The sequence below is a fragment of the Dyadobacter sp. genome, assembly GCF_051859145.1.
Lineage (GTDB): Bacteria > Bacteroidota > Bacteroidia > Cytophagales > Spirosomataceae > Dyadobacter.
Window position 1 is genome coordinate 1 of record NZ_JBHYGF010000082.1, and the last position, 11,824, is coordinate 11,824.

An 11,824-nucleotide genomic window follows, 5' to 3' on the forward strand; every position below is an offset into this window, starting at 1 on the left:
CCAACAGCTACTTTTTCACCGCTTACCTCAGCTCCGACGACAGCTTCTGGATTTCGTGCGTGGACGGACTTTTCAAGATCACGCTGACCGAAGAAATTTTCCGGAAATACCTGAATGTACCCCTCGAAAAGCCGGGCGATATCGGCAGCAGCATCCGCGGTATTACGGAGGACGATTCGGGTAAAATATGGGTATGTTCCTATGGTTTCAACCGCGACGGACGAACCTATTTGCTTCACCAGATTGATCCGGTAACGGGAATGAGGCGACATATGGCGCTGCACCGGCCGAGTAATCTGCCCGGCGACAATGTAATTCCCTATAAAGTACTCTTTGCCCAGAACCAGGTTTATGCAGTAACTGACGGTACCCAGTTTATCAGGATCGATCCTGAGACAGAGCGCTTTTACCCGGTTGCATTCCCGGCTGTAAGCGGCCGCGGTTTTACTACTTTTTACAAACTGAATGAACATACGCTCTGGATGGGAACCTGGGGCGGCATGGCCACGATCGATACCCGCGACCTGAAACCCATTTTGCTTAACGACAAAGCCGGTGCATACATCAAACATGCGAGGGTCAACCATTTTATGGCGTGGAAAGACAGCAGCATTCTGGTAAGTACCACCAACGGTTTGTATGTGATAAACAAGGATGCGACGGTCCGCGAGCATTTCGGACAGAATTCCAAAGACAAGATCCAGCTCCCCGCCTTGCAGATATTCCACACGATCTGGCATGAAAATGCATTGTGGGCTGCTTCCGGCCAGGGCCTGATCCGCATTGATACCATTCAAAAAAAGGCCCGGCTTTTTACCACGCAGGACGGTCTGCCCGATAACAACATTTACGCCGCCCTGCCCGACAAACGCGGTAACCTCTGGCTGAGCACGAACAAAGGTCTTTCTCGTTTCAATGTCCGCACACAGAAATTCTTTAATTACAGTACCAGCGACGGACTGCCGCACATGGAGTTCAACCACGGATCTTACCTGCAATCGCGGGATGGTACTTTGTATTTTGGCGGCCTAAACGGGATCGTCGCATTTGATCCCGCACGCATTGACCTCAGTGCCCGTAAAGAACGTCCGTTGCAGCTGATCTCCTATTCCAAATACGATGCAGACCGGAACACTACCGACACGGTCACCAACCATCAACCCGGCAGCGAGATCGTGTTCAACCCGGGCGACCGCCTTTTTGCATTCTCTTTCATGAGCCCCGATTACCAGAATACGGCACGCAACCGCTTTCGCTACAAACTGGAAGGTTGGGACGATGACCGCTGGCAGATCTTCGAAAATGGGAACAAGTTGCTGCTGAACAGTCTGCCCGCAGGCAATTACAAGCTACGGGTACAGGTATCCGCCGCAGGCGCCGACTGGAGTAGCCGAGAGTGGCAGGTACCTGTGCGGGTGGTTGCGCCCTGGTATAAATCGGTGTGGTTTTACCTGCTGAGCATGCTTTCCATCGGGCTGGTCCTCTATCTTTTTTACCGCTATCGCCTGGGACAAATCCTGCAAATTCAGCAAATACGCAACGGGATCAGCGCGGATATGCACGACGAAATCGGCAGTACGCTCAGCAGCATTACCTTTTACAGCCAGGCGCTGTTAATGCAAATGGAAAAGCCCGAGGTTCAGCAGGTTGTGGAAAAGATAAAAAACAATGCTCAGCAGGTACAGGAAGGGCTGAGTGATATTATATGGAGCGTAAAGGCCGGCAGCGACGAGATTGAAGATGTGTTTGCCCGCATGTTTCAGTTTGGCAGCGCACTGGCTGAGTCAAAAAGCATTGCATTCCATTTTGAAACAGATCCAAACCTCGAAAACATGAAACTGGATATGCAGACGCGCAAGAACCTGTACCTGATCTTCAAAGAGGCACTCAACAATGCGGCCAAGTACGCTGCCTGCACGAGTATCCGTGTGATCGTCAGCCAGGAAGAGAACCATGTTAAAATGGTGATTCAAGACAATGGGAAAGGATTTGACCAAGAATCTGCAAGACGTGGGAACGGGCTCGCGAACATGCAGCAGCGCGCATTACAGATCAGGGGACAACTGGCCATTCACTCGGTAACAGGCGAAGGAACGGTGATCACATTGACTTTCTGACACCGCAGCGATAACAAATATTTGCTATGTTATTACAAGCGGCGATCAACTAATTTTACACGATGGCTTCAAGGATCATTATTTTCGACGATAACCAGGAAAGGTTGAGCAGCGTGGCAATGCTGCTTAACCTGTCCGGCAATTTTACCTGTACAGGCACTTTTCCCAATGCAGACAACCTGGTTGCAGACATTACAGCTTCCAAACCCGACCTTGTATTAATGGATATTGATATGCCGGGCATGGACGGAATCGGGGCAACGCGGCTGGTGAGGAAACATTTCGGTGCGTTGCCGGTATTGATCCAGACCAACTTCGAAGACGATGAACGCATTTTTGAAAGTCTGCGCGCGGGCGCAAATGGATACCTGCTCAAAAAAACAAGTCCGGAGCGGTTTTTGGAAAGTTTAACAGAGGCACTCGAAGGCGGCGCGCCGATGACCGGCAGCATTGCCGCCAGGGTACTCAGGCATTTTTCGGCAGATTCCACTGCTAAAAAGGATTACCACCTCACCGAACGCGAAAAGCATATACTCAGCTTCCTGGTTAAAGGGTACAGCTACAAGCTGATCGCTTCCGAATGCCGCATTACTTATAATACTGTCAACAACCACATCCGAAATATCTACGATAAGCTGTATGTGAACAGCGCCACGGAGGCGGTTAGTCTGGCTATTAAAGAGCGGCTGGTATAATTACCGGCTTACCTGTCTGTTACTGTTCCCACTGAATAGTACAGCTGCGCCACTGCTTTTTGGTAGCTGGCTACAAGCTCGGCCAGTTTGATCTTCATATCGATCAGCTTCGTTTCCCTGCTGTTGATCAGGAATAATGTACTTTCCCCGAGGTCAAATTTAGCGAGTTCGCCATTGAGGAGTGTTTGCTGGTTTTCGATGCTTTTAGCCTGGATTACCAGCTGTGATTCATAAGCTTGCAGACTATTGAAGGAGCTCAGGATTTTGGTATTGATCTCACGGCCTGTTTGCTGAACATCGTATTGCAGCGCGCGTTGTTTGACTTTAATCTCATTCAACTTCCCTCTCTGGCTTCGCAAAAACAGCGGAAATGAAAAATCTACCCCAAGCTTATAATTGCTCCATTGCAAATCGTAGTATTCAGGTACGTAGGAGCCGAAATCCGTTCTGGTGGTAATGAGCGAAGCGCTCACATTGAGCTTGGGTTTCAGCATTTCCCGGCGGTAATTCCTTTCGAGTTGAAGCTGCAAACCCTTGTTTTTCAGCAGCAGCAGCTCCGGATGTGAGGTAGCTGCATTGCTGATCAGTGTTTCCAGTTGGTTTTTGTAAAAATCGGCACCGGGCTGCTCTGTATCCTGCGGTACTGAATTAGCAGGCAGTTCCAGCGGTTCTTCGCGCTCGTTCCACAAATGGTTCGACATCACGAGACGTGCGTTATTCAGCTCTACATTGATTTTTTCAAGCTGCAAACTGCGCTCCTGGTAGGTAATTGCTGCTTCCACTGAATCAATGGCGGGCTTGTCGCCGATCAGCACCTGGTTTTTGACAAATAAAAACCGTTTCAAAGCCAGGTCGGTACCTTCGCGGATCAATGTAAACTGACGGTACGCATAAAACCAGTTCCAATAATCTTTCACGGCTTCATACCAAACCAGGTTAATCTGCTTGATTCTTTCTGCTTCGGCATAACTAACCATTACCCTGGCCTGCCGCAATGTATTTCTGCGTGCATCAATCAGAAAACCCTGCCCGATCGGAACACTTAATCCCAGCCCGGCAAGTCCCGGTTGGGCTGTGCGCGTTTCGGGATTCGTGTAAGCACCTACATTGCGGTCGTAACCGATTTTCAGGTCAGCGCCAGCCAGCCAGAGCGGCACTTTCAGCTCATTCGACCAGTTGTTATAATAGTCGGTGCCACCAAATGTTTTTCTGCCAAAATAGCTTTTAAGATTGGGATCAAAATCACCCCACGCTTGCTGCACCTTCGTTCTGGCCTCTTCGCTGAGCAAGCCCGCCTGCTTTACAATCGGGTGATTGGCCAGAACGATCTGCTCAAAATCCTGCAATGCGAATACCCTCGCATTTTCGGGAATGGTATCGCTCTGAGCGCGGCCTGTTACCTGAAAGGCAACAAGCGCCAGCAGCAGGAAGATCAGTCGCTCCCCTTTTATGAAGTAATCCATGTTCAACAATGTTACGGCCACTTTTTTCATCACTTCGCTCCTACCTGCACATCCGGCTCATTCTGCAAGCTCGGCGGGAAGCCATTCAGCAGTCGCCAGATCTCATACCAAAGCGGAACAGACCGCAAAATCACACGTCCGTAAACACCCGAACCCTGCCGCAGCTGCTTGGGCCATGGCTGGTCTTTTTCAGGAACCGGATCCGCCGGTTTCACCAAAAGCCGGTATTTCCCGCCTTCGCTGCTTACCAGGTCAATCACCGATACTTTACCCGCGAAAGTTCCGACCGCTACTGACGGCCAGCCGGAAAACTGTACCGAAGGCCAGCCTTCAAACTGCAAACGCACGTCACTTTCGTTCAGGATCAGCGGCACGTCCATAGCATCCACGTAAATCTCGGCAGCGACCAGAGGTGCATCTGGTTGAAGTGTAGCAATCGACTCTCCTTCCTTGATATTTTCGCCAATACCCGCTTTCAGCGTTTTAACCACAAAACCATTCTGCGGGGCACGCACCACGTACAATCCGCGGCGGATATTGATATTGGATATTTCGTTGCGGAGCTTGGCGATTTCACCCTGCGCGCTCACTCTGCTCGATAATGCCGAGCTCAGGTCGGATTGCGCTTTTGCCAGCGACTGATCATATTCTGCCTTAATATTATCCAGGTCAATCCGCGCATTCCGGAGTGATTGAATGGAGTTGTTCAGCTTGTTTTGCTGGCTGATCACTTTGGCATTATCTTCCTGCAACTTCAACCTTCTCGATTCAATGTCCGTCAGCGAAAAGAGCCCGTTCTGATAACCCGCCTCATAACGTTCCAGCCGCGATTTCGCGATTTCATAAAACCGCTGCACTGCTACCAGGTCGGCGCTGTCGATGGTCACGTAGTTCTCTGCCTGTTTTACCTTGTTGCGGGCCGCATTCAGTTTGATTGACAATGCAGCAGTAAGCGCGCGCATTTGTGCGTTAGTAGCCTCCATTTTCTGGGCGGCTGCATCTTCACTTCCTTTTTTGGCAGAAAGTTGTTCTTGTAAACGTACCGGCAGTTCAGGGTCAAAGTAGGACTGGCTTGTTTCGGAAATAACAAGAATGGTATCTCCCATTTGAACGTGTTGCCCCTCTCTTACTCCCCAGTGCTCAATGCGTCCGCCGATCTGGTTCTGCACGGTTTGCGGCCTGTCCTCCGGGCGCAATGCAGTCACGTAGCCACGTCCGGGAATAGTTTGCCGCCAGGGCAAAAACAGCACGATGATAAATAGCAGCAGCAGGGCGAGCATGATTTTGCCCAGTGCTTTCGGAGCGCGGGTGGTCAGGATCTGTTCCCGGGAGAATACTCCCATTTCTTCCCACCTGTTTTGTTCGAGCGTTTCGTTAGCCATGTCTCACCTCACTTTCTTCAAGTTCAAGATCTGTAACAACTGCAAGCTTCTCGCTACCGGTTACCATATCAAAGAGTGTATTCAGATTGGTCATGAATTTTTCAACTGCGTAGCTGATTTGCACGATGATCACCTCGGCGGCAACAAACTGCCCGAGCGTCATTTGTCTTTCAATTACATAATGCGAACCTAAAAGCAGGAGCCCGCCCATTAATGCAGTCCGCAATGCAACCGAACTCGCGAAAAACTTCCGCAGGATCCTGAAATGGTCATTCCTTGCCCTGAGGTATCTGGACGTAAGCTTATCTGTTTCCATGATCACCTTACTCAATTGGGCAGGCTGGTTACGGTACTTGTCCAGGTCCGCAGCCACAGATTCCAGGTAGGCCACTACTTCATATTTGTGCTCTGATTCCTCAATGCTCGTCATCAAACCTTGTTTATAGAAAAGTCCGAGCATAAGAAGAATAACCAACACAGTTATCACACCAAACACAATAAAAACAGGATGGTAAAAGGAAAGCAGGATCGCAGCAAAAAAGATCTGTACCGTGGATGCGACCACATCGACGAGGAGCTTTGTAAGTCCTTTCTGGATGGTAGTGACGTCAAAAAAGCGGTTCACCAGTTCCGGCGGATATTCACCTTCCAGCTCCGATCTTTTGATCCTCGGAAAGCGGTAGGCAAATTCCAGTGCCGCTCTTGTGAAGATCTTCTGTTCAAGTACCTCCACGAGTGTCAACTGGGCGATCAGCAAACTTCCGCCGACAATCACGCCCAGAAGCACCATACCGATCAATATATACGTAGAACTGAATAATGCGCCATTGGACAGGAAGTTAAAAACGGCTGTGGTGCCCAGTGGCAAGGTGAGCCCGATAAGACCAATCAGAATGGCGTAAATGAAAATGAAATTGATTGTCGATCCTTCAACATAAAGCATTCCCACTAATCTCTCCCAGGCAGTGGGAGCTTCGACATGATGTCCCTTCTTCATTTAGTTAATATTCGTTTAACATAGTTTTCCAGCTTCCCATTTTACCTGTTCACGGCAGAAGACTGACGAGGAGCTTTACTCTCATAAAGCCGGGTTAATAGATCATTCCCGATAAACGGAACCAAAAAATATGCCAAAAGTCAGTTTGTCAGGCATATTTCTCAGATGCATCCAAATTTTTCGGCCCATAACCCAACGAAGGCAGGGCTGCGTCAGGGCTATGTCAGTCTCGCCCGACATGGCAGACCTGCGGCATTCTTACTCAGCGACCGGTTACAAACGCCAGGTTTGTAGAAGCTGTGTGTAACTGTTTATACATTTTTGATTACAACCTTAAAAGAACTCCGGCTTATATCACCACAAAATAAAGCAACCCGGCACTGGGTACCGGGTTGCTTCTCAGGCTGTAATCCGGATCGCTAGAAATCCGTGGATTTGCTCACATTCTCAAACGCGGCCAGATCACGCTGAACAGCTTCAATCTTGCTGTGCGCCATTGCGAATGCGTCGGAACCCAGGAACAGGTGCAGCGGCCTGCTTTCCAGTTCTGCCACGCGGATTAATGCGGCGGCGGCCTTCTCAGGATCGCCCGGCTGGTTACCTATGATCTGTTCGTTGTGGAGTACTTCCAGGTCACGGGCTTCTGTATATGCAGCGATCGGGCTGGCAGCTGTCCGCAGCGATCCCTGCAACAGGAAGTTTGTTTTAAAATAACCAGGATACACAACCGTCGCTGTGACGCCGAGTGAGGCCGCTTCCGCGGAAAGTGCCTCGGTAAATCCGGCGACTGCAAACTTCGTCGCATTGTAAATACCCCAACCCGGGAAGGTACCCAGGTAGCCGGCAATGGAAGAGATGTTGAAAAACGCGCCTGACTTCTTGTCACGAAAGTGCGGCATCACGTGACGGATTACATTCAGAGCGCCGAAGACATTGACATCGAAATTCTTGCGCGCTTCCTCGTCGGTGAGCTCTTCCAGCGTACCGAGCTGCCCGTACCCCGCATTGTTGACCACCACGTCAATGCCGCCCAATCTGCCGATGATCTCTTCAACAACTGCTTGTACCGCAGCATTGTCTGTCAGATCTACCTGCACAGGCAAAAAGTCGCTTCCTTCATATCCCGCTTCTGCGCGTAATGCGGCTACATCCCTTGAAGTTGCGGCAACCTTATATCCTTCGCGTAACAGGTTTTTTACCAATGTTAAACCCAGTCCTTTTGAGGCGCCTGTAACGAACCAAACCTTTTGTGTTTCCATGCTTGTGAGTTGTTAATTTGTATGGCACAAAGTTGCTCACAAGCACCGGGAAGGCACTTATTCGGATCACAGGTGAATTTGCGACTTTCAAATATGGGCAGGCACAAACGTACTTTTCCTGAAAGCTGAGGGTGACGTATTCGTTTTTTTCCTGAAAAATGAGGTAAAAGCAGCCTGACCCGAAAACCCCAGTCCGTCGCTGATCTCGTTGATCCCCCAGTTGGTTTGTACCAGCAGGGACTTGGCTTCGTGCAGCAAACGGTCCTGAATATGTTCCCGCAATGTTTTTCCCGTATGGCTTTTCACTAATGCATTGAGGTAGTTGGGATGCACCTGCAACTCGTCTGCAAACTCGGCCGCGGTTTTCAGCCTGGCGTACGAACTTCGTTCCTCCACCTGGAATGCGGATTCGAGCAGCGACAAAAAACGGTAGATATGCCCGTAACCCTCGGGCGTTGCGGCAGTAGCCCTGTTCTTTCCGGCCCGCTGACTTTCCAGGAGCAACATCTGCAAATGCAGCAAAATAGCCTGCTTCTTATCGTCACTGCTACCACGTTCTTCTTTCAGCATGGTTTTAAAGTAGCCGTCAATCCTGTCCGACTGCTCGTCTGTGAGCTGAATAACCGCTTTGTCGCTGGCGAAGTAGGGATACTGCCTGAATAATTGAAGCACATGATCTGCTTCGCGACCAAAGTAATCGGGATGAATGAGACAGAAATGCCCGCCCGTTTCACTGGAAGTAGTTTGCCACGACATAATCTCGTCAGGATGAAGGAATGCGATTTCATTCGGCCCCATTTCATACCGGTGCAAACCAATGGTGAGCACGCCGGTACCGAAAGTCATGTGAAATATCTTATAAAATTTCCTGCGGTGCGGCGATATGTAATTCCTGATGGGATAATTGTCACGGTTTTCTATCACAAAATAGCTGGAATCAACAGGATAATGCGTCACGTCAAGTAAAGGCACTTCGTAGCTGTCCTGCGCAAAAGCTTCCAGTTCCACCCGGGGGATCGTTGCGTTCTCCATTCGTGTTAACATTTTTACTTTACCCAAATATAACAGCCGACCAAACTGATACAAAATGCGCCACCTGGTTCATTTTACACGCGGCCCACCTGCGTCGGAGCGACTCCGTACTTCTTTTTGAATGCGAATGAAAAATGGGAAAGGTCCTCGAAACCTACTTCCAGGTACACTTCAACCGGCTTCTTTCTTTGCTGCGCCAGTTGGTAATGCGCCAGTTCAAGTCGCTTTTCGGTAAGCCATTTCTGGGGAGTTACATTGAATATTCTTTTAAAGTCACGGTTAAAAGTCGACAAGCTCCGCCCGGTGAGGTACCCCAGCTTTTCCATGGGCATATTGAACATAAAATTACGCTGCATAAAATCAACCAGGTCGATCTTACCGGGTTCATCAAAATTGGCCAGCACGCTGTCTACATTCCTGTCGATCTCCCGCAGGATCGTGATCGCTTCGGTGATTTTGAGCGAGGCGATCGTCTCCGGGAATTCGCCTTTCACATCAAAATAAGGTATCAGGGATGTCAGGCAGCTTTCGAGCAAAGGATGGTTGTTAAAGCTGAAAATCTTCTGCTCAGGGACTACATGCCGCCTTACTTCCACTTTGTCATAAAACGCCCTGAGCCGGCTCGTCGACAAGTGCATGACCACCGTTTTATGGGGCAAGCCGTTTTTGGGATAATTCACAATGGTTGCCAGCTGGTTTCTAGGGATCAGGAAAATGTCACCCGCGCGGAAGTAGTAAGTGGCATCTGCCTGTATGATCTTCGTTTCTCCCGAAATAAACCAGATCAGCATATGATCGTCAAACATCAGGTCCGACTTGAAAAGCTTGTCGTCGTAGCTGGAAAGCTTGATTTCTTTTGTCAGGTATTTTGAAATGTGTTCCATAAACAACAGGCTTTCGGCCGGCAGGTTTTAAACGATTGAATCAAGATAACAAAAACATACACAGCAATCCTCGGCGACTTATAGCTGGCCTTTCGCAACCGCCGCATTCGATTCCTGCCCAAACGAGATACCCGTCACCTCTTCACTCCATTTCCAGAGCTTTTTGGCATTTGTTTCATCCAGTGAATACAGTCTCACTCCGCGCTGCATTTCTCCTGCATTACCTTTCGCGCTCAGTTCGGCTACGTCTGCATCCTCGCAGTAAACACCACCAATTTGGTCCAGCAGCGGACTTGTGGCGCACCAGACCGTTGTGGCTGCTCCCTGGGGAACCGTTTTCAGAGAGGCAGCTACTTCTGGCAACAGGTTACCCTCTGCATCCATAAAGCCCATTTGCTGAAAAAGCTCCAACGAAGCCTCCCGGCCAAGTTCTGTACCGTGAATGGAACCGGGATGCAGTGAATACGACCGCACATCAAACGCCTTTCCGAAGTTGTCCAGTTCAAGCGCAAATAAATTGCTTGCCGTTTTCGACTGTCCGTACGCCTGCAGGGTTTCGTAGGCACGATGCAGGAAATTAGGATCTTCAAAGTCAAAAGGCGCCATCTGATGACCCAGGGAAGATACATTGATCACCCTGGCACCTTGCGCTTTGACCAATGCGGGCCACAACCTCGCGGTTATATGAAACTGCCCAAGGTAATTGGTAGCCAGCTGCGACTCGATCCCGCGGCTGTCACGCCGTAGCGGTACCCACATAATACCCGCATTGTTGATCAGCAGGTGGAGTGGCCGCCCGCTTGCCAGAAAAGCAGCTGCAAATGCATCGATCGAAGCCGGGTCCATGAAATCAATCTCTCCCACTTCCACATTCGGAATGCCGGCCAGATTTCTCCGGGCCTTTTCCAAGTCCCTCGCCGGAACGATCACGGTAGCTCCGGCTGCGGCCAAAACTCTGGCAGTTTCGAGTCCGATACCCGCATTGGCGCCGGTCACGATAGCGATTTTCCCTGTGAGATCGATACCGCTGATTACCTCGCTGGCAGTTGATGCTGCATTGAAACCCGAGCCTAGTGGCTGCTGTAATGCGCCCTGATAATTGCTTTGTCCCATTCGAATCTTTGTTTAAAGTGATAGGACAAAAGTACCAGGCGGGCTCCGACTGCATTTTGTTAGGAACGTCAATTTACTTTGTTAAGAAAGTCACCAATTTTGACAATACCCGATTGTTTTACACATTTGGGGCTGACGTTATGCCGCAGCTTTGCGCTTTTTACCATCTAAACCCATTCGTATGAAGATCCTGTTCTTTTCTGCCAAACCTTATGACAAGCAGTTTTTCAATGCCTATAACCAGTCTTACGGTTTTGAAATTGAATACTTGGAAACCCATTTGGGGCCGCACATTGTGAATGCAGTTCAGGATGAAAAGGCAGTTTGTGTTTTTGTAAATGACAAGGTCAATGCGGAGGTAATTGGTGTTTTGGCTGAAAAGGGCGTGAAGATCATTGCATTGCGTTGCGCAGGCTTTAATAATGTCGACCTGGAAGCTGCGCGTTCGTACGGTATCCAGGTTTGCCGCGTACCTGAATATTCCCCGCAGGCAGTCGCGGAACATACCGTAGCCATGCTGCTTACACTCAACCGCAAAACGCACAAAGCTTACAACCGGGTGCGGGAACAAAACTTCTCGCTGAACGGATTGCTGGGTTTTAATCTATTTGGCAAAACAGTTGGCGTGATCGGTACCGGAAAAATCGGCAGCGCGTTCTGCCACATCATGAAAGGTTTTGGCTGCAAAGTAATCGCCCACGATCTTTACCCAAACGAAGCGCTTAAAAATTCAGGAGTTGAATATGCGCCGCTCGATGAGGTACTAGCTGCCAGCGATATCATTTCGCTGCATTGCCCGTTGAACGAGGATACACATTATATGATCAACGAGCAGTCACTCGGGGTTATGAAAAAGGGTGTTACGTTGATCAACACAAGTCG

10 protein-coding genes are annotated in these 11,824 nt (G+C 49.6%); 3 read left to right on the forward strand and 7 right to left on the reverse strand.

What is annotated here, in order from left to right:
• Together ACTIE6_RS06325 and ACTIE6_RS06330 are read left to right on the forward strand one after the other, a co-directional pair.
• Window positions 1-2,117: ATP-binding protein (locus ACTIE6_RS06325; RefSeq protein ID WP_439555826.1), on the forward strand; the 2,117-nt coding region annotated here is incomplete at its 5' end.
• A gap of 62 nt (window positions 2,118-2,179) precedes the next feature.
• Complete coding sequence (locus ACTIE6_RS06330; protein WP_439555827.1) at window positions 2,180-2,812, forward strand: response regulator; 633 nt, start codon at window positions 2,180-2,182, stop codon at window positions 2,810-2,812.
• Window positions 2,813-2,820: 8 nt separating this feature from the next.
• On the opposite strand, the gene ACTIE6_RS06335 is transcribed toward ACTIE6_RS06330, so the two are convergent.
• The 7 genes from ACTIE6_RS06335 to ACTIE6_RS06365 form a co-directional block, all read right to left on the reverse strand.
• Window positions 2,821-4,275: a TolC family protein gene (locus tag ACTIE6_RS06335; RefSeq protein ID WP_439555828.1), complete on the reverse strand. Its 1,455-nt coding sequence runs from the start codon at window positions 4,273-4,275 to the stop codon at window positions 2,821-2,823.
• 29 nt (window positions 4,276-4,304) lie between these two features.
• The gene (locus ACTIE6_RS06340; protein WP_439555829.1) at window positions 4,305-5,657 is read right to left on the reverse strand and encodes an HlyD family secretion protein; all 1,353 of its coding nucleotides are present in this window, start codon (window positions 5,655-5,657) and stop codon (window positions 4,305-4,307) included.
• On the reverse strand, window positions 5,650-6,654 hold the full coding sequence (locus ACTIE6_RS06345; protein ID WP_439555830.1) for an ABC transporter transmembrane domain-containing protein: 1,005 nt from the start codon (window positions 6,652-6,654) through the stop codon (window positions 5,650-5,652). Before ACTIE6_RS06345 ends, ACTIE6_RS06340 begins: the two co-directional genes overlap by 8 nt.
• A 419-nt stretch (window positions 6,655-7,073) precedes the next feature.
• Window positions 7,074-7,913: an SDR family NAD(P)-dependent oxidoreductase gene (locus tag ACTIE6_RS06350; protein WP_439555831.1), complete on the reverse strand. Its 840-nt coding sequence runs from the start codon at window positions 7,911-7,913 to the stop codon at window positions 7,074-7,076.
• 87 nt (window positions 7,914-8,000) lie between these two features.
• Window positions 8,001-8,945, reverse strand: a complete 945-nt coding sequence (locus ACTIE6_RS06355) for a helix-turn-helix domain-containing protein (protein ID WP_439555832.1) — start codon at window positions 8,943-8,945, stop codon at window positions 8,001-8,003.
• Window positions 8,946-9,019: 74 nt separating this feature from the next.
• Window positions 9,020-9,829 (reverse strand): helix-turn-helix domain-containing protein, encoded by an 810-nt coding sequence (locus ACTIE6_RS06360; protein WP_439555833.1) that lies wholly within the window; start codon window positions 9,827-9,829, stop codon window positions 9,020-9,022.
• A 78-nt stretch (window positions 9,830-9,907) separates the two neighbouring features.
• Window positions 9,908-10,942 carry an SDR family NAD(P)-dependent oxidoreductase gene (locus tag ACTIE6_RS06365; RefSeq protein ID WP_439555834.1) on the reverse strand — a complete coding sequence of 345 codons (1,035 nt, stop codon included), beginning with the start codon at window positions 10,940-10,942 and terminating at the stop codon, window positions 9,908-9,910.
• A gap of 181 nt (window positions 10,943-11,123) precedes the next feature.
• Here ACTIE6_RS06365 and ACTIE6_RS06370 point away from each other — a divergent pair.
• Window positions 11,124-11,824 (forward strand): 2-hydroxyacid dehydrogenase (locus ACTIE6_RS06370; RefSeq protein ID WP_439555835.1); only part of this gene is annotated, 701 nt, incomplete at its 3' end.